General features: G+C 69.0%; 17 protein-coding genes. 4 read left to right on the forward strand and 13 right to left on the reverse strand.

Features of this window, described 5'->3' with window-relative positions:
* Positions 1 to 7: 7 nt before the first annotated feature.
* Positions 8 to 1,561 carry an aldehyde dehydrogenase family protein gene (locus CP977_RS30770; protein WP_229991780.1) on the reverse strand — a complete coding sequence of 518 codons (1,554 nt, stop codon included), beginning with the start codon at positions 1,559 to 1,561 and terminating at the stop codon, positions 8 to 10.
* 306 nt (positions 1,562 to 1,867) lie between these two features.
* Between CP977_RS30770 and CP977_RS30775 the strand changes: the two genes are divergently transcribed.
* Positions 1,868 to 3,475 carry a sigma-54-dependent Fis family transcriptional regulator gene (locus CP977_RS30775; RefSeq protein ID WP_152371206.1) on the forward strand — a complete coding sequence of 536 codons (1,608 nt, stop codon included), beginning with the start codon at positions 1,868 to 1,870 and terminating at the stop codon, positions 3,473 to 3,475.
* Here CP977_RS30775 and CP977_RS30780 read toward each other — a convergent pair.
* The gene (locus CP977_RS30780) at positions 3,468 to 4,187 is read right to left on the reverse strand and encodes a GntR family transcriptional regulator (protein WP_152371207.1); all 720 of its coding nucleotides are present in this window, start codon (positions 4,185 to 4,187) and stop codon (positions 3,468 to 3,470) included. The genes CP977_RS30775 and CP977_RS30780 overlap by 8 nt on opposite strands.
* Before the next feature lie 91 nt (positions 4,188 to 4,278).
* Complete coding sequence (locus CP977_RS30785; protein WP_152371208.1) at positions 4,279 to 5,457, reverse strand: low temperature requirement protein A; 1,179 nt, start codon at positions 5,455 to 5,457, stop codon at positions 4,279 to 4,281.
* A 169-nt stretch (positions 5,458 to 5,626) separates the two neighbouring features.
* Here CP977_RS30785 and CP977_RS30790 point away from each other — a divergent pair, with 169 nt between their 5' ends.
* Positions 5,627 to 7,108: an aldehyde dehydrogenase family protein gene (locus CP977_RS30790; RefSeq protein WP_229991782.1), complete on the forward strand. Its 1,482-nt coding sequence runs from the start codon at positions 5,627 to 5,629 to the stop codon at positions 7,106 to 7,108.
* A gap of 595 nt (positions 7,109 to 7,703) precedes the next feature.
* Here the strand turns inward: CP977_RS30790 and CP977_RS30795 are convergent.
* From CP977_RS30795 to CP977_RS30805, 3 genes are all read right to left on the reverse strand, one after another.
* Positions 7,704 to 8,627: an alpha/beta hydrolase gene (locus CP977_RS30795; protein WP_152371209.1), complete on the reverse strand. Its 924-nt coding sequence runs from the start codon at positions 8,625 to 8,627 to the stop codon at positions 7,704 to 7,706.
* Between the two features lie 173 nt (positions 8,628 to 8,800).
* Entirely contained in the window at positions 8,801 to 9,625 is an 825-nt protein-coding gene (locus tag CP977_RS30800; RefSeq protein ID WP_152371210.1) for an N-acyl homoserine lactonase family protein, read from the reverse strand.
* A 96-nt stretch (positions 9,626 to 9,721) separates the two neighbouring features.
* Positions 9,722 to 10,765 carry a zinc-dependent alcohol dehydrogenase family protein gene (locus tag CP977_RS30805; RefSeq protein ID WP_311736878.1) on the reverse strand — a complete coding sequence of 348 codons (1,044 nt, stop codon included), beginning with the start codon at positions 10,763 to 10,765 and terminating at the stop codon, positions 9,722 to 9,724.
* Between the two features lie 198 nt (positions 10,766 to 10,963).
* Between CP977_RS30805 and CP977_RS30810 the strand changes: the two genes are divergently transcribed.
* On the forward strand, positions 10,964 to 12,391 hold the full coding sequence (locus CP977_RS30810) for an aldehyde dehydrogenase (RefSeq protein ID WP_152371212.1): 1,428 nt from the start codon (positions 10,964 to 10,966) through the stop codon (positions 12,389 to 12,391).
* On the opposite strand, the gene CP977_RS30815 is transcribed toward CP977_RS30810, so the two are convergent.
* Positions 12,388 to 13,296: an alpha/beta hydrolase gene (locus CP977_RS30815; protein ID WP_152371213.1), complete on the reverse strand. Its 909-nt coding sequence runs from the start codon at positions 13,294 to 13,296 to the stop codon at positions 12,388 to 12,390. The genes CP977_RS30810 and CP977_RS30815 overlap by 4 nt on opposite strands.
* Positions 13,297 to 13,965: 669 nt before the next feature.
* Between CP977_RS30815 and CP977_RS30820 the strand changes: the two genes are divergently transcribed.
* Positions 13,966 to 15,318: a phenylacetate--CoA ligase family protein gene (locus CP977_RS30820; RefSeq protein WP_152371214.1), complete on the forward strand. Its 1,353-nt coding sequence runs from the start codon at positions 13,966 to 13,968 to the stop codon at positions 15,316 to 15,318.
* Positions 15,319 to 15,483: 165 nt separating this feature from the next.
* Here CP977_RS30820 and CP977_RS30825 read toward each other — a convergent pair whose 3' ends face one another.
* The 6 genes from CP977_RS30825 to CP977_RS30850 form a co-directional block, all read right to left on the reverse strand.
* A complete protein-coding gene (locus tag CP977_RS30825; RefSeq protein WP_152371215.1) occupies positions 15,484 to 16,425 on the reverse strand; it encodes a LysR family transcriptional regulator in 942 nt (313 codons plus the stop codon).
* A gap of 72 nt (positions 16,426 to 16,497) precedes the next feature.
* A complete protein-coding gene (locus tag CP977_RS30830; protein ID WP_152371216.1) occupies positions 16,498 to 17,646 on the reverse strand; it encodes a CaiB/BaiF CoA transferase family protein in 1,149 nt (382 codons plus the stop codon).
* A 19-nt stretch (positions 17,647 to 17,665) separates the two neighbouring features.
* Positions 17,666 to 18,877, reverse strand: coding sequence for a CaiB/BaiF CoA transferase family protein (locus CP977_RS30835; protein ID WP_152371217.1), 1,212 nt, complete (start codon positions 18,875 to 18,877; stop codon positions 17,666 to 17,668).
* 1 nt (position 18,878) lies between these two features.
* A complete protein-coding gene (locus tag CP977_RS30840; RefSeq protein WP_152371218.1) occupies positions 18,879 to 19,310 on the reverse strand; it encodes a Zn-ribbon domain-containing OB-fold protein in 432 nt (143 codons plus the stop codon).
* 20 nt (positions 19,311 to 19,330) lie between these two features.
* A complete protein-coding gene (locus CP977_RS30845; RefSeq protein WP_152371219.1) occupies positions 19,331 to 20,542 on the reverse strand; it encodes a thiolase family protein in 1,212 nt (403 codons plus the stop codon).
* Positions 20,543 to 20,552: 10 nt separating this feature from the next.
* Positions 20,553 to 21,062 carry a MaoC family dehydratase gene (locus CP977_RS30850; protein WP_152371220.1) on the reverse strand — a complete coding sequence of 170 codons (510 nt, stop codon included), beginning with the start codon at positions 21,060 to 21,062 and terminating at the stop codon, positions 20,553 to 20,555.
* Between the last annotated feature and the right edge of the window lie 23 nt (positions 21,063 to 21,085).

Below are 21,085 nucleotides of genomic sequence, written 5' to 3' on the forward strand. Positions count from 1 at the left end.
TGTTCTTTCAGGCGTTGGGCGGCGTGCCGAGAACCAGGCCGTAGGCACGGCGGTCCACCCGACCAGTCAGGTCGATCGTGATGGCCTTCTGCTCCGTGAAATCGTCGAGGGCGTCCGCACCGAGCTCACGACCCACGCCGCTCTGCTTGAAGCCACCGAACGGCATGTGCTGCGAGATGTTGTGCCAGTCGTTGATCCAGACCGAACCGGCCTGGAGCCGGCCGGCCACCTCCAGGGCGCGCGGCACGTCCTGGCTCCACACGCCGGCGGACAGGCCGTACTCCGTGTCATTGGCGATCTTGACGGCTTCGTCGACGGAGTCGTACGAGATCACGGACAGCACCGGGCCGAAGATCTCCTCGCGCGCGATGCACATGTCGTTGCGGACACCGGTGAACACGGTCGGCTCGACCCAGAAGCCCTTCTCGTAACCCGGCCCCTGCGGAGTTCCGCCGCCGTGGGCCACGGTGGCGCCCTCCTGCTTGCCGCTCTCGATGTAACCCAGGATCCGGTCGCGCTGCACGGCGGACATCACGGGGCCGATGTCGGTCGCCGGGTCGAACGGATCACCCACCTTCAGCGTCTTCAGACGCGCGGTCAGCCGCTCCACGAACTCGTCGTGCAGGGACGAGGGGAGCAGCAGCCGGGTGCCGGACTCGCAGGCCTGGCCGGCGTGGAGCAGGAACGCGTAGATCGAGCCGTCGACCGCCGCGTCCAGGTCGGCGTCGTCGAGGACGATGTTCGGTCCCTTGCCGCCGAGTTCGAGGGTGACCTTCTTGATGGTGTCCGACGCGTCGCGCATCACCTGACGGCCAACGGCGGTGGAGCCGGTGAAGGACACCTTCCGCACGTCCGGGTGACGGACGAGGTGGGCGCCGACCGTCTCGCCGTCACCGGTGACCACGTTGAACGCACCGGCCGGAAGCCCCGCGTCGCGCAGGATGGCGGCCATCTCGAGAGCGGCGACGGGCGTCTTCTCGTCCACCTTGAGCACCACGCTGTTGCCGGCGGCGAGCGCGGGGAACGTCTTCCAGACCGCGATGATCAGGGGGAAGTTCCACGGCACGATGCCGACACAGACTCCGATCGGCTCCCGGCGGACGAGCTGGGTGCTCAGCACCATGCCGGTGACGGGGCCCGGGCGCTCCCAGGCGTACGTACGGGTCAGGTCCGCGTAGTGCTGCATGTGCGCGAGCGGGAAGCCTACGCAGATGGCCTGCGACAGGCGCTGGGGGAAGCCGCACTCACGGACGCCGATCTCCGTGAACTCGTCCATGCGCGCGGTGACGGCCGCGATCACCCGGTCCAGGACTGCGGCCCGTTCGAGCGGAGGCGTGTTGCGCCACGTCCCCTCCTCGAAAGCCCGGCTCGCAGCGGCGACCGCCGCGTCCGCGTGGCCCGTGCCGCCCTTGGCGGCGGTGGCGAAGACTTCCTCGGTGGCGGGGCTGATCAGCTCGTACCGATCGTCCGAGTCCACCCATTCGCCGCCGATGTGCATGCGGTAGTGAGGGGTGCCCTCCCGGTCCACGGAGGGACCCCCGGTCATCACAGTGGCCACCATGCGCTCCTGTCTGGTCGTGCAGTCGTGCCGTCGAGCGTCCTGCCGGCGGCTTCGCCCCCACGCTAGGAACGAATCCTTCGCTTCGGTGTCCAGGAATCTGTACAGCCGGATGCCTCAGGCCGAAGGGACCTGCTGCGGAGGGCCCCTTCCGGAGCGCACGCGGGAAGGTGTACAGATTCCTGGACACTCGCGCTCCCGGTCCTTCCCAACGGAGGACGTCCCGGGTCCAATGACCCGACCAGGGCGTGGGAGGTCAGGGCCTGCCACGCGCCGAGGCACGGGGGAACGGACCAGAGGAGGCCTCGAGTGCACAGCACTTCCCAGAAACCGAATGCCGGGCAGGTCAGGCCCGACATCGAGTCCTCGTGGGCGAGGTCGCGGTTGAGCGGCCTCTGCGAGGACGACAAGCCGTCTCTCGCACGCGGCCCGGTGGCCAGGGACGGCGGCCTGGCCCGCGCGGCCGGACCGGTCCTCGCACAGGCGCGGGCCGAACTGGCCGACACCGCGATGACCCTCGTCCTCGCCGACCGCGAGGCGCGCCTGCTGTCCCTCCACTCGGCGGACAGGTCGATGCGGGACGCCATCGACGGCATGGGGATCACCCCGGGCGCAGGCTTGGGCGAGGACCGGGTCGGCACCAACGCGGTCGGTACACCGCTGGAGACCCGGGAGCCGCTGATGCTCCGCAGTCACGAGCACTTCATGGAAGCGTTCCGGCGATTCGACTGTTACGGACATCCGGTCGTCCACCCGATCACCCGCCGACTCGAAGGCGTCCTCAACCTCGGCGGAATCCGGGGAGACGAACATGGGCTGGTCCCACCGTTCGTGCGGCGCATGGTCCGGGACATCGAGGAACGTCTCCTTCTCGACGCGACCCGCCACCAACAGCGGCTCCTCGCGGCCTTCCAGGAGGCTTCGCACAACCCGCGGCGCAGAGTGCTCGTGGTCGGGCACGGTCTGGTCCTTGCCACCCCACCGGCCCTTTCCCTGCTCGAACCGGCCGATCACGCCGCCGTGCAGGCCTGTGTGGAGGGGACGCGGGCGAAGGGCGGGGCGACGCATCGGCTGCCCCTGCTCTCCGGCCGAACGGTCACCCTCCGCTGCACTCCGGTCGAAGGCGCCGACGGCGTGCTCGTCGACATCGTCCCGGAGGAGGCCGGATCCTCACGTGCGAGCGGGAAGCGAGCGGCGCTCGGCTGGCCGCTGCTCGTCGTGGGGGAGCCGGGCAGCGGACGGACCACCGAGGCACGGCAGGCCGCAGGGCGGGACGCGAGTACCCTGGACGCGATGGACGTCCTCCGCCAGGGGGAGCCGGACTGGATCACCGGCATGACGGAGCTCTTGGCAGGCGAAGGTCCGCCGCTGATCGTCGAGAACATCCAGCTCCTGTCCGAGCCGGTGACGGCGCTGCTCGCCACCCGCCTGCGTCACACACGGCGCAGGACGGCCCTGACCTCGACGCCCGGCGAGCACTTGGACAAGGCACACGCCTCGCTGGTCGCGCTGTGCAACGCACGCCGCGATCTCATCCCGCTGCGCCGCCGGCCGTACGAGGTTCCCCGGCTGGCGGAGCGGATGCTGGCGGACCTGGGCGCACCCGGCCGTCCCCGTCTGACCGCGGACAGTTTGCGCGTACTCGCGATGCAGCCGTGGCCGGGCAACCTTGCCGAGCTGCGTCGGGTGATCCAGACCGTCGCCGGGGCCCGCACGGCGGGGGACATCGTTCCCGCGGACCTGCCCGCCTCGCACCGGGACGCACCCGCACCCGCCTCGCCGTTCCGCCAGGCGGAGAGGGAGGTCATCGTCGCCGCCATCGAGGCTGCGGGTGGGAACAAGCTGCAGGCGGCCCGCGCGCTCGGAGTGAGCCGGTCGACGCTCTACAACAGGATGCGGGCGCTGCGCATCAGCTGATCGTCACAGCCGTCCCGGCAAGATCAGGAGCGGCTTCCTCCCGCTCCTCCTGCCAGAGGCCGCGGGCCTCCAGCGTCTCGATGAGGTGATCGGCGCTCTCCAGGATGTGCTGTTCCATCAGGGAGCGTGCCATCTTCGCGCTGCGCCTGCGGAGCGCCTCGAGGATGAGCGGGTGCTCCTCGCTGGTGGCCTCCACCCGGCCTTCGATGGAGATGTAGAAGCGGTTCGGCAGGTGCCGGACGACGGAGCGGAGCAGCAGGGCAAGGCGGTGGGAGTCAGCGGCGAGGTTGATCAGGCGGTGGAAGGCGTGGCCGTACTCGACCATGGCGTCCTCGTCGCCGTCCTTGACGGCCGCGTCCTGTTTCTTGACGATCGCCTCAAGTTCGTCGAGCTGCTCGGGGGTGATGTTCTTCGCGGCCCGGGCAGCCAGCTCGCCGCCGAGCTGGGCCTGAACCCAGAACAGGTCGCGCACGTCCTGCTGGGTGAACGGGGTGACGACGAAGCCGCGGCGCGGGACCAGCTCGACGAAACCTTCGCTACTCAGGGCGAGCAGGCCCTCGCGGACCGGGGTGTTGCTGACGCCGACGGCCTCGGCGATGGGCTCCATGCGCAGGAACTCGCCCGGCCGCACCTTGCCGGAGATGATCAGCTCGCGGACATAGCTCGCCACCTCTTCCGAGAGTTGCTGCCGTTTGGAGTCGCCGCGTGCCATGAGTGCCCCGTCCGCCTGTGCCCGCCGATCTTCGTGCACACATCATATAGGCAGCCCCTTCATCGTCGTCCCGGACGGTGAGGAGCGTTCTTCAGGCAGGGGCGCCGTCGGCGCTCCGGAGCGCGTCGGCCAGTCGGCGGTGTGCCCGGGAGAGAACGACGGCCGTCGTCACCAGGATCAGGTCGAGCAGCACGAGCGAGACCAGGGACGGCAGCCAGAGGCTGGCGACGGCGGCGGGAACGCAGACGGCACAGGCCATCAGGCGTTGGGCCCAGGCTTGCCTGGTGGTGGCGTGGTAGTACCAGGCCTGAGATGCGAGATAGAGGACGGGGCCGCCGAACAGGACCAGGGCCAGTCGGACGGAGCCCTGGTCGAGGGGGTGAGAGATGACGAGTTCGCTGGCGACGGCGACGGTAACGAGGGCGGCCAGTGCGCAGTAGGTGACGTTGATGCCCCAGCGCACCGAGCGGATGGGGTCGCTGGTGCGGGCGACGTGCACGGCGACGACGTCCTCGCCGCCTCCGAAGTACACGGCCCACAGGGAGACCAGCGCGACGAAGACGCCGGCGGAGGCCAGGACGGCCGGGGCGTCGACGGGCACCACCGCCATCGTCCGGCCGATGGTGAGGACGGTCTCGCCGAGCAGGAGGATGAGGAAGAGCCGGAGCCTTTCGAGCATGTGCTCGGCGTCGAAGTCGAGGTGCGTGGAATGCAGCACCCGGCCGGGCAGCGGGTGGGCGAGCCAGGTCCCGGTCAGGTCGATGAGTGCGGCCGCGGCCCACCACCACAGTCGAGGTCCTGGAGCTTGGGTGGCCCCGACCACCCACAGCGGGGCGGAGGTCGCCGTCCAGACCAGGCCGCGCTGGTAGTGGCGGCGCATGTCCTTGGTGGGGGCGCCGAAGGCCGCGAGGGCCTGGACACCGATCATGATCAGCAGGAGCGGCACCACGAACAGCCAGGCGGAGCCGGCGAACGCGCGGGAGATCGCCGCGTTCATGAAGAGGCCGAGGCCCATGACGGCGAGCACGGTGAACCGGGTCCGCGGTCGGGTGATGTCGAGCAGGGTGGCCTCGAAGCTGGTGAACGCCCACGTGCCGAAGACCGCCACCAGCAGGACGGCGGTCTCGGCGGCTCCCCTCCACGTCAGGTGCTCGACCAGGTGATGGGCGAGTTGGGAGACGGCGAAGACGAAGACCAGATCGAAGAAGAGCTCCAGAGGGGAGACCTGTCTCCGGATCGCCTTTTCGCGGGGGGTGTCGCTGTCGGACATGCGCCTCACGATAGGTCGGCCGGGCCTGCGGGAACGGGAGCTGAAGCGGCATGTTTCGGGAAGGCTATCGCGACGACTACATCTTACGTATTATATACAAAATATTAATTGTCGTCGCTGCGCCGAGACCGGCGTGCGGCGAGATGCGAGTGTCGAGGGAGCGTGGGCAGTGACGGTCGATGGAGCGGCGCGGGGGCTCGACTCGCTGGTGGTGCCGGGACGCATGCTGGTCAACGGAGCGTGGGTCCCGGCGCGGTCCGGGCAGACCTTCGCGGTGGTGGATCCCGGCAGGGGGGAAGTGGTCGCCCGGGTTCCGGAGGGCGGGACCGAGGATGTCGACAGGGCGGTGGCGGTCGCTCGCCAGGCGTTCCGGGACGAGCGTTGGCTGCGGCTCTCCGGAGCTCAGAGGGCGGTGGTGCTGTGGCGCGTCTCCGAACTCCTCGAAGCCCATGCGGACGAACTCGCCTGCCTGGAGAGCCTGGACGTGGGGATGCCGGTGGCTCAGGCGCGGTTGATGCTGGGCGAGGCGGTGAATCAGTTCCGCTACTTCGCCGGCTGGGCCGACAAGATCCACGGCAGGAGCGTGGAGATCGGGCCTGCCGAGCGCCGCTTCCAAGGGGTCACCCTCAAAGAGCCCGTCGGCGTCGTCGGCATGATCGTTCCCTGGAACGCGCCGATGATCGCGACCTCGCAGAAGCTGGCACCCGCGCTGGCGGCGGGCTGTGCCTGTGTGGTCAAGCCGTCGGAGGAGGCGCCCCTCACGACCCTGGCGATCGGTCGCCTGCTCCTGGAGGCCGGAATCCCCGAGGGCGTGGTGAACGTCGTGACCGGCAAGGCGGCTGCGGGTGCGGCGCTGGCCGCGCACCCGGACGTCGACAAGGTCTCCTTCACCGGGTCCACCCAGGTGGGCCGCATGATCGTCGAGGCGGCGGCGGGCAACCTCAAGAAGCTCCAGCTCGAACTGGGCGGCAAGTCACCGGTGATCGTGCTGCCGGACGCGGACCTGTCGGAGGTGATCCCGGGGGTCGCCATGGGCGTCTTCTGGAACACCGGCCAGATCTGCACGTCGGGGACGCGCCTCTTCGCGCACGAGGACGTCTTCGACAAGGTCGTCGAGGGAGTGGCCGAGTACGGCCGGTCCCTCCGGATCGGCTATGGCACCGAGCCGGACGTGGACCTCGGACCGCTGATCTCACAGCGGCACCTCGACCGGGTGAGCCGGCACGTGGACGGTGCCGTCAAGGACGGCGCCTGGCTGGTGGGCGGGGGGTCCCGGGTAGGGGAGAAGGGGTACTTCTACGAGCCGACGGTCCTGGCCGACGTCGACCCGTCGATGGCCGTCGTCCGCGAGGAGGTCTTCGGGCCGGTGCTCGCCGCCATGCCCTTCACCGATGTGGCCGAGGCCGTCGCCGGAGCCAACGACTCGGTCTACGGTCTCGCGGGCAGTGTGTGGACCAGGGACGTGGCGCGGGCCCACACGATCGCCCGCAGGCTCCGGGCCGGGCGGATCGGGATCAACGTGCACCGTGCCGGTGGCGTCCAGATGCCCATCGGCGGCTACAAGCAGTCCGGCTGGGGCCGTGAGAACGGCCCCGAAGCGGTCGAGGAGTACCTGGAGACCAAGTCGGTCGTCACCCTGCTCGACCGCTGAGCGGAACAGTGAGGGCCGGACGCCTCGCGGTCTTCGACGACCGTCGCCGGTGGGGCGAGCATTCCTGGGATGCTCGCGTGCTCCGACCGCGCGCCCAGGGCCCGTGTTCGCCCATGAGCGTGCCCAGTCGGCCTGACGAGTCATCCGGCGGACGGCTCGTGTCGTGCACGGGACGGCGCCAGGTGCTGGCTCAGCCCCTCGACGAGCGGTTGGTTGTCACTGAACACCTGACCCGTCGCAAGGCCACGCCCGTACTGTGCGACCGCCAGGCGGCGGGCGGGCCGAGGCCGGGTGCCTTCGCGGCGTTCACGAATTCGGGCAGCTCGACGTCCACGACATTCATCGCTTCGAGGACTCCGGTGCCGCCTCCTGCTCCGCGAGTCCCCAGCCTGGACCCGGATCTGTCGTGCCTCTCCGGGCGACGCCTCGGCCTCGACGAGCTGTCCAGGCGCTGACGGACCGCCCGGTCGACTCCCCGCTCCTCCTGGGCCGAACGCCAGGCCTCCGGACACGCGTGTCCTGCTGTGAACACGTTCGCGTCGGTCCCGCGTCGGCATTCCCCTACTGATGGGTGCCGGCGCGGGACCGAGTCGTCTTACAGGTTGTCCTTGAAGAACGGCGTGATCTTCTCGAAGGCCTGGTCGACGGCGAACGGCTGGTCATACAGGTCGTAGTGGCTCGCGCCCTCGACGACGAAGATGTTCTTGTTCTGGGAGGCGGCCTTGCCGAAGAGCTCGAAGCCGTCCCGGTAGGAGCCGAAGCCGCCCGGGACGCCGCCCACGATGACCTGGAGCGGTTGCGTGAGCAGGTACTCGGCCAGGTGGAACGCGTCCCAGCCGACCGCGGCCGACAGGCCGGAGAGGCGCAGCTTGTTCGGAGAGTTGGGGTTGGCCCCGCGGGGGGTTTTGTAGTAGTCGATCGCCTGTTCGATGTCGATGTCGGCGATGCCGGCGGACTCCCGCTCCTCCTGGCTGTTGGGGATGTAGGTCGTGATGACCGGGTCCGCCCCGCGCGCTTCGGCTGTCCGCTGCCTGCCGACGGCTTCGAGCATGCCGATCGCGGCGCCGGCGCTGAAATCGCCCTCACGTACGAGCCGGCCGTAGTTGGCCGCGACGACGGTGACCAGTGCCTTGATGCGGTGCTCGGTCATCGTGGCGTTGGCGGCGTAGCCGCCTCCGCCGCAGACGCCGAGGCAGCCGATGCGGTTCTCGTCGACGTAGTCGAGGGTGACCAGGTGGTCCACGGCGCAGCGGAAGTCCTCCACGCGGGTGGCGGGGTCTTCGAGGTACCGCGGCTCGCCGCCGCTCTCGCCCTGGTGCGAGGCGTCGAAGGCGAGCGTGACGTAGCCCTGCTCGGTCAGGCGCTCGCCGTAGATGCTGCCGGACGTCTGCTCCTTGCAGCTGCTGATCGGGTGGGCACAGATGATCGCCGGGTACTTCTTCGACGGGTCGAAATCCTTGGGCAGCCGAAGATCGGCTGCGACGTCCCAGGAACGGTTCTTGAACCGCACGTGCTCCATGAGCTGCTCCTCACCGTACGCGTCACCTCGTCGGCGGCGCCTCTGCGATCCGTGCACTTCTCATATCGGACAATTTCACGGAGTCGCTCGAGTATCCAGGGACAGAATCGGCCCCCTCGGTTCGAGTCGCGCGGGAGGACGTGCCGGGGTGGTGACCCGACACGCCCGAGGCGTCAGGATCGTACGGCGTACAGGGAAGCGGCCGTGATCTCGTTGCCCGTGGCACGCAGCGTCGCCCAGTCCTGAGGATCGTGGTTGACCCACACGGTCACGTCCGGCCTGGTACCGAGCAGCTTCAGCTTGCGCAGCGAATCGAGCTTGCGCACGACGTCGGCGTCGAACGGCATGCCCACGGTGTGACCGATGTTCTCGCGCAGATGCGCGGCGTCCCCGGTCAGGATCAGCGTGTGGCCGTCCTCGAAGCGGAGCTGGAGGCCGAGGGCCCCGGGAGTGTGGCCGGGCAGGGAGAGCAGCGTGACGCTGCCGTCGCCGAACATGTCGTGGTCGTAGCCGGCCGGGAGCTCGTTCCACTTGATCCTTCCGGCCGCCTCGAGGTCCTTGCTCCGGAAGAACCCGGCCGTGTGCGGGTCGGCGTTGTGGGCGTAGCGCAGTTCTCCGGAGCCGACGAAGCCCTCGGCGTGCGTGAAATGGTGCAGTCCGCCGGTGTGGTCGAAGTGTGCGTGCGAGAGCACCACGCGCTTCACGTCCGTCGTGCGGAATCCGAGGGCTTCGATCTGCCGGTCCAGGCGGCATTCCTCGGGGAACGTCATCTCGAACATGGCCGCCAGCGGTCCGTACGCGGCCGCCGGATCACCCGCCGCCTCGGAGGCCAGCCCGGTGTCGAACAGCACCAGCCCTTCGTCGTGCTCGACCAGGAAACACGGAGCGGGCAGGGTCACGGTCTCGCCACCGCCGCCCAGCAGCAGAATGCTCTTGTCCACGGTGATGGTGGGGGCATCGAGCGCCCACATGCGCCTTACCGATCTCGATCTCGACATGCGTTTCTCCGTCCTACGGGGGTGGGTTCTCCGGGAAGCGAATGTCCGCGCTCGCCGCGTGCCTCGTGTCCCGGCCGTCTCGGCAGGCGGCAGCCGTCAGAACTCGAAGACGCCCTTGCCGTCGGTCTGGCGGTCGAACCACTCGTAGGCCTCGGCGGCCTGGTCGAGGCTCCAGCTCCTGGTGAAGAGGCGGTCCACCGGCAGGTCGCGAGCGGCGATGAAGTCGGCGCAGCGGCGCTGTTCGATCGAGGAGAGCGTCCAGGACGTCATGAGGGTCCACTGGTTCTTGTAGACGTCCTCCGTCTTGAACTCGATCGGCCCCGGGAGCCCGATGAAGCACGCGCGCCCCCACTTGCCGAGGACCTTCAGCGCGTCGGCGTTGGCCACGCCCGAGGTCTCCAGCACGGCGTTCGCCCCCCGGCCTCCGGTGAGGTCGAGGACGGCTTCACGAATGTCGGCCTCGGCGGAGTTGACGACCTCGCTCGCGCCGAACTCGCGTGCGCGGTCCAGTCGCGTGTCGTTGATGTCCACGGCGATGACCCTCGCGCCGAGGGCGGACGCCAGCATGGTGCCGGAGAGGCCGACGGGGCCCTGGCCGAGGACAACCAGCGTCGTACCGCCGACGTCGCCCAGTCGCTTGAGCCCGCCCCACGCCGTTCCGGTGCCGCAGCCGATGGCGGCGCCGGCCTTGTAGCTGAGTTTGTCTGGGAGCGGAAGCAGCGTACGGACCGGGACCACCATGTACGGGGCGTGTCCACCGGGCTCGTTGATGCACGGTATGCGCACATCGCCGCCGTCGCACATCTGCGGCCAGCCCGACCGGCAGTGTTCGCAGGTCTCGCAGCCCCAGTAGTGGTGGATCATGACGCGGTCGCCGACAGCCGCCTTCTCCCGCGGCACCCCGGCGCCCACGGCGTGCACGTCACCACAGGGTTCGTGCCCCTGTACGGTGTCCGCGCCCCCACCGAAGGACGCAGACCCGCGGTAGAAGTGCAGATCGCTTCCGCACATGCCCGAGGCGCGCATGCGGACGACGACCTCCCCGGGACCGGGCAGCGGGTCGGGGAATTCCTTCAGAACCGCACGACGATCACCCGGAAACGTGATTCCCTGCACAGCCCACTCCTTTGGCGTCGTCACGGAGCAGTACCCTGAAATAGGCTTTGTCCCGGCCTCGGGGCTCCGTCGTGCGGACGTTACACCCGCGTTACGCTCGACCCAATTGAAGATTTTCGAATGACCGATTCGAGATTTGGAAATTGAAGCAGCGGATGCGATCCGATAGCCTCCCGGCTCACTTGACCGGAAGTCGAAGAATGACCTGAGGAGCTGTCCGGAGTGGTCATCACATCCGAGTCCCACCACATCGACGGTTCCTTCCGTCCCTCCCACTCGCGGGAACGCATCCCTGTCGTCGACCCGGCGACGGAGGAGACCTTCGCCACCATCGTCGACGGAGACGCGGCGGACATCGATGCCGCAGTCCGCGCCGCGGCCGCCGCGGGATCCGATTGGGCGGCGCTCGAACCTTCCGAACGGGCTGGACACCTGCGGCAGTTGGCCGACGCTTTCGAGGGGCGTGCCGAGGAGATGTCCCGGCTCGTCACCCGTCAGAACGGAACGCCCATCAGCGTCTCCAGGGCGATGCAGGCCCAGGTTCCGCTCAACTACCGCTACTTCGCCTCGCTCGCGGACCGGCTCGTGACGGAGGAGCCGCTGAGCACTTCGGTCGGTGACACCCTGCTGCGCCGTGAACCCGTCGGAGTGGTCGGTGCCATCACCCCGTGGAACGGGCCCCAGCCCCTGATCGCCTGGAAGGTGGGTCCCGCCCTCGCGGCCGGCTGCACCGCGGTGATCAAGCCGGCTCCGGAGACCACCCTCGATGCCTTCTTCTTCGCAGAGATCGCCACCGAGGCGGGTATCCCCGCCGGCGTGCTGAACGTCGTCAGTGGCGGCCGAGAGACGGGTGCCACCCTGGTCGGGCACCCCCTCGTGCGCAAGGTCGCCTTCACCGGTTCCACGGCCGCGGGCAGGGCCATCGCCGCTGCCTGCGGCCGGGAACTGAAGCGGGTGACCTTGGAGTTGGGCGGAAAGTCCGCCGCGATCCTCCTCGACGACATCGACCTGGACGCCTTCCGCCCGTTCGTGGCCTCGGCCTGTTCACCCAACACCGGCCAGACCTGCCGGTCCCTCACCCGGGTACTGGCTCCCCGGTCGCGGTACGACGAGGTGGTCGAGGCGGTCGCCGACGCTCTGCGCGGGATACCGCAGGGCGACCCCAACGACCCCGCCAACTTCTTCGGCCCGCTGGTCTCCGCACGACAGCGGGACCGCGTGGAGACCTACATCGAGCTGGGACGGCGCGAGGGGGCCAGGGTGGTCGTCGGCGGGGGACGCCCGGACATCACCATCGGTTTCTACGTGCAGCCGACGGTCTTCCGCGATGTCACCAACAACATGCGCATCGCCCGCGAGGAGATCTTCGGGCCGGTCCTCGTCGTCATCCCCTACGAGACCGAGGACGAGGCCGTGGCCCTCGCCAACGACTCGGAGTACGGGTTGGGAGGAGGGGTCTTCTCAACCGACCGCGACCGGGCCACAGCCGTCGCCCGCCGGATCGAGACCGGCACCATCGGGGTCAACAGCGCCTCCTTCCCGATGGAGGCGCCGTTCGGCGGTGTCAAGAACAGCGGCATCGGCAGGGAGCTCGGACCCGCCAGTCTCGACCCGTACCTCGAACTCAAGACGATCTTCCGGAGCACCTAGAGGTTCTCGCCGAAGAAGGACTCCAGCTTCCGCAACGCCTGGTCGGTGTACTCCGGCCGGTCATACAGGTCGTAGTGGCTCGCACCCTGGACGACCAGGATGTCCTTCTTCTCGGAGCGGGCCCGGTTGAAGAGCTCGAAGCCGTCCCGGTAGGAGCCGAAGGCACCGGGGACGTCGCCGACGATGACCTGCAGCGGCTGCGTCAGCAGCACCTCCGCCAGGTGGAAGGCGTCGAAGCCGACCGCCGCGTCCAGGCCGGAGAAACGCAGTCTGTTCGGCGAGTTGGGGTCCTGGCTCCGGGGCGTCCGGTAGTACTCGACGGCGTCGACGATGTCGATGTCCGTCGCGCCGGCCTGTTCCCGCTCCTCCGGCGACCCGGGGATGTAGGTGGTGATCAGCGGCTCGGCGCCGCGTGCCTCGGCGGTGCGCTGCCTGCTGATCGCCTCGAGCGTGTCGATCGCGCCGCTCTCACGCATGATCCGCCCGTAGTTGGCCGCGACGACGGTGACCAGTGCCTTGATGCGGTGCTCGGTCATCGTGGCGTTGGCGGCGTAGCCGCCTCCGCCGCAGACGCCGAGGCAGCCGATGCGGTTCTCGTCGACGTAGTCGAGGGTGACCAGGTGGTCCACGGCGCAGCGGAAGTCCTCCACGCGGGTGGCGGGGTCTTCGAGGTACCGCGGCTCGCCGCCGCTCTCGCCCTGGTGCGAGGCGTCGAAGGCGAGCGTGACGTAGCCCTGCTCGGTCAGGCGCTCGCCGTAGATGCTGCCGGACGTCTGCTCCTTGCAGCTGCTGATCGGGTGGGCACAGATGATCGCCGGGTACTTCTTCGACGGGTCGAAATCCTTGGGCAGCCGAAGATCGGCTGCGACGTCCCAGGAACGGTTCTTGAACCGCACGGATTGCATTGTGCTTACTCCTGAAGGTGCGTCCCGCCGCAGACCTGCGGCGGGGATGGTGGTGGGATTGACCGGCCAAAGAGGTTTCCGTAAGGGAAAACCGGAGGTGTGGAAAACGAAAATGATGGTTCTGCGCTTTCCGGTGGGCGGCAATATCCGAGCCACGGAAAGGAGTATGGTGCTACTCGCTGCTGCGCACCATGGGCCGTTCTCGTCCCCGGACGGGACTGTCCCATGACATTTCTGCCCCCCTGCCGGGCGCTCTTGATGAAAGGGAGCGTCGGGGCGAGCCCAGGCCAGGAGCGGCCCTTCCTCGCGCATCCGAGCGATGGCCGCCTGCCGGGGGTGCTCGTTCACGGGCGTGGTGGCAGCGCCCGCCTGCGGACGCTCACGCGCAGACCTCGATGACCGGCGCGGGCTTCGAGGGGGTCGTATCCGACGCGATGGCGCTCGGGGAAGTGCTCTCCGACGCAACTCCGCCCGAGTCGGTGGACCACGGGGGACGCTCGTCTCAGGACCGGCACCTCTGGTGAGAATTTTAAATAAGATATATTATCGCGTGCATCCAATGAACCTCGCACCCAGCGTGCGACGGATATCTAGACGCCTGGCAGGCATTCCGGTGAGTTCGGCATTCGTGCGATCACCGACGAGCCGGGGCGAGAGGGAGAAGGCGTCATGGCAGTTGCCCCATTCTCGGAGAAGTACTGGAGCGAGATCGAGACCGTCTCCGCCGCGGAGGCACGAGCGGTCCAGAACGAACGGCTGCGGGAACAGGTCGACCATCTGGCCGCGAACAGCGCCTTCTACCGGGAGAAGTTCGCCCGGCACCGCATCGACCCGGCGAGGATCAGGTCGGTCGACGACCTGGCCGGTCTCCCCTTCACGGAGAAGCAGGAACTCCGCGACAGCCTCGCCGCGACACCGCCTCTGGGTTCCCACGTCGGCGTCGACAGTGCCGAGATCGTGCAGATCCAGGCTTCCTCGGGCACCACCGGCAGCCCGTCGTACGTGGGCCTGACCGCCTCCGACATCGTCACCTGGTCGGAGCTCGGGGCACGTGCCCTCTACGCGAACGGGTTCCGGCCCGGCGACCGGCTGCTCCATGCCTTCGGCATGAGCAAGGGTTTTGTCGGCGGGCTGCCCATCGTGCAGATCATGCAGTACATGGGCATCGTCGACATCCCGATCGGTGCGGAGGCCGGCGCGGAGCGGCTGCTGCGGATCCAGGCCGACCAGCGGCCGAACGCCCTCATCGGCACTCCGCACTTCCTCGCCCACCTCGCCGAGCAGGCCCCGAAGATCGTCGGCCGCCCCGCCCACGAGCTGGGCGTCCGTGCCATCAGCGTCGGCGGTGAGCCGGGCGGCGGCCTCCCGGCCGTACGGGAGAAGCTGGAATCGCTGTGGGGCGCGACCTCGCGGGAGATGCTGGGCGGGACCGACATCGCCTGTACGTACTGGGGCGAGTGCGAGGCGGCCGACGGCATGCACTTCCTGTCGCCCGACCTCATGATCGCCGAGCTGATCGACCCCGAGAGCGGTGCCCGGATCGAGCCGGTGGAAGGAGCCCAGGGCGAGCTCGTCTACACGGCGCTGCGCCGTCGGGCCTCGGCCCTGCTGCGCTTCCGCACCAGGGACCACGTCGTCGTCACCGGGACCGACTGCCCGTGCGGACGGACCGGCTTCAAGGTCCGGTGCATCGGACGCACCGACGACATGCTGATCGTGCGCGGGATCAACCTGTTCCCCTCGGCGGTCAAGCAGCTCGTCGCCGAGCTGGCGCCGGCGACGACCGGGGAGATGCGCATCCGCGTCGACTTCGAGGGCCACTCGACGCAGCGACCGCTGCCCCTGGTCGTGGAACACTCCGCGGGCATGGGGTCCGAGGCGCAGAGCGATCTGCGAGCCACGATCGAGCAGCGGGTCCGTTCCGCCCTCAACGTGAAGACGGTCGTCGAGCTCGTCCCGGACGGGACCCTGAAGCGACCGGACCACGTCAAGGTCTCGTTGATCGAGCGCGTCGCACCGTAGCGCCGCCCACGACGTCAGGGGCCGGTGGACACGGGAAAGGCAGTGTCCACCGGCCCCTGACGGGTTCGGGGCGCGGCCGGTGCGGCGCAACGCCGAGAACTCCATGGTCCCGGGAGGCGTCCCGGGGCCATGGAGTTCTCGTTGTCCTGCCGCGCCGGCCGCCGCTCAGGAGTGGGGTGCGGCCCTGTGGTCGTCCGAAGGACGGTCGAGCAGCTGGCCGAGGAAGGCGCGCGCCGCGGGCCCCAGGGCCCGGCCGTGAGGAGTGGCGATGTGGATCTTCCGGACCGCCCACGGCTCGTCGAGCCGCACCATGGCCACGCCGGACGCCATCTCCTGGCTGACCAGGCATTCTGGCTGCACGGTGACACCGAGCCCCGCCCGGACGAGACTGATCGCCACGCTCGCGCTCCGCACGGTGTACCCCGGCTCGAAGTCCCGCTCGAGCCGACGGGCAGCGGCGCGGAAAGCCCCGAGCATCGAATTGACCGCGATCAGCTTCTCCGGCAGAAGATCCCGGAAGGTCACGCTGAGCTGGTCGCTCAGCCAGTGGTCCTGCCGCACGACCGCGACCAGACGGTCGCGCCGGTAGGGAGTGACGTCGACGCCGTCGAGATCGAGTTCGTAAGCCGTCGCGAACACGCCGATGTCGGCCTGACCATGGGCGACCTGCTGCACGATGTCGGCGTTCTCGACATCGTGCACGGCGAGGTTCACACGGGGGTACTCGCGGCTGTACTCGCCGAGCTCCCGCGCGAGGAAGGGGACGAGGAGAGTGCGCGCCGACGCGATGGTGAGGTCACCGCGTACCCCCTCGGTGAAGGAGGCGATCTCGGAGCGCATGTCCTCGAGGCTGTCGAAGATCTGGCGCACGTAGCGTGCGAGCACCGCGCCGGCCGGGCTGGGCACGACCCCCCTGGGGCCGCGTTCGAGCAGCTGGATCCCGGCGATGTCCTCCAGGACCTGAATGCGCTTGGTGGCCGTGGACGCGGCGATGTTCTCGCGGATCGCCGCCCGGCCGATCTGCTGCTCCTCGATCGCGGAGAGGAAGAGCCGCAGTGTGAACAGATCGACCTGACGGATCAAGTGCAGTCGGTTGAAGGTTCCCATGTCGCCACCCAAGTGTTGCCACGCGTGCCTGGACCGGAGGGCCCCCGGACCAGGGGCCCGTGTCCGAGGTGCTCACCGGCGGTCCTTGAGCACCCTTTCGATCCCGTCATTGTCCGCCCCGATGTCACGAGCCGCGTGCAGCGGTGGCGGGCGCTTTCCGTCGAAGGACAGCGGCAGGCCCACAAGGCCCAGCTCGTCGTCCGCCGGCGTTCCGATGATGCCGAGGGCACGGGTCTGCTCGTGGGCGACGAGTTCGGCGGTCGTCTGGATCGGAGCAACGGGTATGCCCGCGGACCGGAGTCTCTTCTGCCAGTGCTCCCGGGTCTCGCCGGCCAGACGTTCGCCGATCAGCCGGTCGATCTCGGACCGGTTCCGCAGTCGGCCGGCGTTCGTGGCGAACCGGTCGTCCGCAGCCCACTCCGGTGCCCCGAGCGCCTCGCAGAGCCGGGCGAACAGGGCATCGTTGGCACAGCTCACGACGAGGTCCCCATCGGAGGCGGAGAAGGCCCGGTGCGGCACGATGAAGGCCACCCCCGAACCGTGCCGCCCGCCGGGCTCGCCGTCCGCGCCGTGATTCGCGATGCCGACGGACATCCAGGCGATGGCCGTCTCCAGGAGCGACCCGTTCACCGTCGCTCCGGCGTGCTTGGTGCCGCGCCGGTGGAGGGCCGCCAGAATCCCGATGGCGGCCCACATCCCGGCTCCGAAGTCGACGATGGAGACACCGGCGCGGACGGGCGCCCCGTCCTCCTCACCGGTAATGCTCATGATCCCGGAGAAGGCCTGCATCAGCGGGTCGTATCCCGGGAGTGTGTTCAGGGGCCCGGTGTGGCCGAACGCGCCGATCTCGCAGCAGATCAGTTCGGGCTTGGTCACCCGGAGGCTGTCCGCGTCCAAGCCGTAGGCGGCGGCGGCACCCGGGCGGAGGTTGTGCACGAACACGTCGGCCCGCTCGGCGATCAACTGGTGCAGGGCGGTCAGCTGGTCGCGGTCCTTGATGTCTATGCTGATGCACCGCTTGCCCCGGTTGAGGGCATGGAAGGCGGCCCCACTGCCCCTCCACGTGCTCGGCCCCCACCCGCGCGCGGAGTCGCCCGTCGGGCGCTCCACCTTCCAGACTTCCGCGCCGAGCTCGGCGAGGATCTTCCCGGTGAACGGCGCCGACGCGCTGTCGCTCAGCTCCACCACCACGACGCCCGACAAGGGCAGATCACGCAGCATGTTGTCTCCTGTCCCTGTCTCAGCCGGCCGGCGGCGTCGCCGCGTCCTGCGCCGCACCGGAGCTCAGCAGGTCGTCGATCTCGCTCCCGCTGAAGCCGTACTCCGTGAGGAGCTCCGTCGAGTGCTCGCCCAGGCGGGGCGCGGGGTAGCGCAGTTCCGGCGCGGTCTCGCTCCATTGCTGCGGGATGCCCAGCGTCCGCAACGGTCCCTCGGTCGGGTGCTCCTGGTCGACGAAGAAGCCGACCTCCTTCATATGGGGGTCGTCGAGCAGCGTCTCCGGCGTATTGACCTCGATGATCGGGATGTCTGCCTCGACCAGCAGGGCGAGCCACTCGGCGGTCGTCCTGGTCGGGAAGACACCGGCCACGAACTCGTTGACCACCGCGATGTTCTCGGTACGGGCCTGGACGGTGGCGAACCTCGGATCGTCGGCTCGTTCCGGGTGATCGGTGATCTCGCAGAACCGCCGCCAGTGCCGGTCGGTGTAGATGTTCGTCCCCACATACCCGTCGAGCGTGCGGTACGGACGGCGGTCCGGGTTCATCATCCGCGCGTACCCCCAGTCCCCGATCGGAGGGGAGAAGGTGTGGCCGTACAGGTGATCGCCGAGAACGAAATGGGCGAACGTCTCGAACATCGGCACCTGGACCTCCTGGCCGTGGCCGGTCCGCTCCCGCCTGTACAGGGCCATCGAGACGGCCGAGGTGGCGGCCATGCCGACCACACGGTCCGCGATCGCCGTCGCCACGTATTCGGGCGGGCCGGCCTTGCGGCTCTGCAGGACCGGCATCCCCACCGCGGCCTGGATCAGGTCGTCGTAGGCGGGGCGGTCCGCGTACGGTCCGTTCTGGCCGAAGCCGTGGACACCGCAGTAGACGATCCCGGGGTTGATCTCCCGGGCGTTTTCGTACGAGAGTCCCAGCCTGGCCATGGACTTGGGGCGCAGGCTGTACAGCAGCACGTCGGCGGAGCGGATCATCCGCTTCAGCGCGGCGTTGCCGCTCTCGCTCTTGAGGTCGAGGACGAGGCTGCGCTTGTTGCGGTTGAGGTGGAGGAAGATGGCGCTCATCCCCGGGTTCCGACAGGGGCCGATGCCCCGGGTCGTGTCGCCCTCCGGCGACTCGACCTTCGAGACGTCGGCGCCCATGTCGGCGAGCAGCAGCGTCGCGTACGGTCCCATGAAGTTCGACGACAGATCGAGGATGCGCACGCCGTCGAGGGGGCCGGTCATCTCATGCCTCCCGTCCGGGTGCCACCCGCGCGAACACGGGCAGCACCTGCTCGCCGCGCCGGACGAAGCGCACCGACACCTCCATGCCGATCTCGACGGTGTCCGGTGCCTCGTCGATCTGCGTGAAGAGGAAGTAGCCCTCGTCCAGGCGGACGAAGCCCACGGTGTACGGCGCGATCCCGGCCCAGACCGGCGTCGGTCCGCGCATGATCGTGCTGTGCGAGTAGACGGTGCCGTGTCCGGCGGACCGCACCCATGCCAGCTCCGCCGACCCGCAGTGCGTGCAGAAGGAGTGCGCCGGCCAGACGGCCTGCTCGCAGTCGCCACAGCGCTGGTATGTCAGGCGCTCGTCCGCCAAGGCCTCCCAGTAGGGCTCGGCGTCCAGCAGGCGGTACGGCTGTGGCCAGTCGTGCGTCTTTGTCGTCTCGCTCATCGGGTGCTCCCCATCGTGTGTCAGGTCGAGGAGGCCAGCAGCATCACGCTGCCCGCCGCCAGCATGCCGCCCGCGCCCTGCACCAGTGCCGTCCGCGGCCGGCGCGCCGGCGCCAGTCCCAGGGCCCGGCCGCGCAGCTGACGGACCGCCTCGACCAGGCTGTCCATGTTGCAGGAGATCCCCGGCTGGCCGAACGACAGCCAGCCGCCGTTCGTGTCGGTCGGGAGATCTCCGTCGATGCCCGTGCGTCCCTCGCGGTAGACGTCGATGCCGTGGCCCTTCTTCGCGAAGCCCAGGTCCTCCATGACGATGGGCCCCATGTGGGCGAAGTTGACCGAGATCTGCATCATCTCGATGTCGGAGGGGCCGAGCCCGGACCTCGTGTACGCCTGGCGAGCGGCCTCCGCCGTCGCCGTGTGCGTCAGGTTGGGGAACGCGCCCAGGCCCGGAAAGCGGCACTCGCGCATGTTCATGCGGTCGCCCAGGTACTCGTGGGTCGTGGCCGAGCCGTAGCCGAGGACGTACACGGGATCGCGGGCGTCCTTCGCCCTCTCCGGAGAGGTGACGACCAGCGCGCCCCCGGTGCCGCCACCCCAGGTGGAGCACATCCACCGGCGCAGCGGCGTGGCGACGTACGGCGAGGCGAGCACCGTGGCGCGGTCGATCTCGCCGTGCTTGCGCTTGGCCGCGTGAGGGTGGTGCGCTCCCCAGCGCTGGTTGGCCACGGCCACGTCCGCGAGGTCCTCCTCGGTGAGGCTGAACTCGTGGAAGTAGCGGTGTGCGGCCTGGGCGTACAGCGCGGGGATGGTCGGACCGTACGGGACCTCGAACTGGGGGTCGGCATCGGCCTCCGCACCCATCGCCACCGCGTCGACGAACAGCTGGGTCGCGTCGCTCTGCAGACACAGCACGTACTCGGCGGCGCCGGCGGCGATCATCTGGGACGCGACGGCGATCGTCGAGGTCAGACCGGCGCCGTGCATGGTGAGTTCACTCGTCAGGGTCACCGGCATCTGCATGTGCGAGATGAAGATGTTGCTCCACTGCGACCGCTTGTCGGCCCATGGAGAGCGGCCGGTGAACACCGCGTCCACCTGGCCCTTGCGGATCCCGGCGTCGGCGAGTGCCCGGTGGGTCGCCTCCGCGGCGAGCTGCAGCGGATCCTTCCGGTCGTCGAGCGAGGCGTAGGCGTCGCCCATGCCGATGACGGCGGCGACGGGTGCGGTTGACATCGGGCTGACCTCAGGCCTTCTTGCGCGGCTTCTCGGTGGGGACCGACGCGGATACGAGGGCGTCGAGGTCCTCGCGCCTGCGCAGCATGAGCAGGCTCCACTCGGACTTCTGACACACGTCGCCGTGCTGGTTGAGTGCCTTCATCAGGAAGGTGATGACGCCGTACTTGTCGTCCTTCTCCTTCTTGGCGACGACCTCGCAGGTCACGTAGATCGTGTCGTCGATGTGCACCGGAGTGAGGTAACGCAGGTTGTCGATACCGTAGTTGGCCTGGATCGAGGGACCGAAAGTGATCAGGCCGGTCATGATCGAGTAGGTGAGCGAGCCCTGGACGAGGCGCTTGCCGAAACGGGTCTGCGCCGCGTAGTGGACGTTCGAGTGGATCTCGATCCAGTTGCCGGTCAGCGCGCAGTAGTTGACGACGTCGGTCTCGGTGATCGTCCGGCCGCCCGAGCGGAAGACGCGGCCGACCTCGATCTCGTCGAACGGCATGTCGATGCGGTTGTCGATGAGGGGCATGAGGGGTTTCCTTCCCGGAGGTC

Origin of the sequence: Streptomyces cinereoruber (assembly GCF_009299385.1) — a bacterium.
GTDB classification, from domain to species: Bacteria; Actinomycetota; Actinomycetes; order Streptomycetales; family Streptomycetaceae; genus Streptomyces; species Streptomyces bikiniensis.

Excerpts from the sequence above, each read along its gene's own strand:
- CP977_RS30785 (WP_152371208.1), bottom strand. The coding sequence starts at position 5,457 with ATGTCCGACAGCGACACCCCCCGCGAAAAGGCGATCCGGAGACAGGTC.
- CP977_RS30815 (WP_152371213.1), bottom strand. The coding sequence starts at position 13,296 with ATGCAATCCGTGCGGTTCAAGAACCGTTCCTGGGACGTCGCAGCCGAT.
- CP977_RS30825 (WP_152371215.1), bottom strand. The coding sequence starts at position 16,425 with ATGGGAACCTTCAACCGACTGCACTTGATCCGTCAGGTCGATCTGTTC.
- CP977_RS30835 (WP_152371217.1), bottom strand. The coding sequence starts at position 18,877 with ATGACCGGCCCCCTCGACGGCGTGCGCATCCTCGATCTGTCGTCGAAC.
- CP977_RS30845 (WP_152371219.1), bottom strand. The coding sequence starts at position 20,542 with ATGTCAACCGCACCCGTCGCCGCCGTCATCGGCATGGGCGACGCCTAC.
- CP977_RS30850 (WP_152371220.1), bottom strand. The coding sequence starts at position 21,062 with ATGCCCCTCATCGACAACCGCATCGACATGCCGTTCGACGAGATCGAG.
- CP977_RS30840 (WP_152371218.1), bottom strand. The coding sequence starts at position 19,310 with ATGAGCGAGACGACAAAGACGCACGACTGGCCACAGCCGTACCGCCTG.
- CP977_RS30770 (WP_229991780.1), bottom strand. The coding sequence starts at position 1,561 with ATGGTGGCCACTGTGATGACCGGGGGTCCCTCCGTGGACCGGGAGGGC.
- CP977_RS30820 (WP_152371214.1), top strand. The coding sequence starts at position 13,966 with ATGGCAGTTGCCCCATTCTCGGAGAAGTACTGGAGCGAGATCGAGACC.
- CP977_RS30780 (WP_152371207.1), bottom strand. The coding sequence starts at position 4,187 with ATGGCACGCGGCGACTCCAAACGGCAGCAACTCTCGGAAGAGGTGGCG.
- CP977_RS30800 (WP_152371210.1), bottom strand. The coding sequence starts at position 9,625 with ATGTCGAGATCGAGATCGGTAAGGCGCATGTGGGCGCTCGATGCCCCC.
- CP977_RS30795 (WP_152371209.1), bottom strand. The coding sequence starts at position 8,627 with ATGGAGCACGTGCGGTTCAAGAACCGTTCCTGGGACGTCGCAGCCGAT.
- CP977_RS30830 (WP_152371216.1), bottom strand. The coding sequence starts at position 17,646 with ATGCTGCGTGATCTGCCCTTGTCGGGCGTCGTGGTGGTGGAGCTGAGC.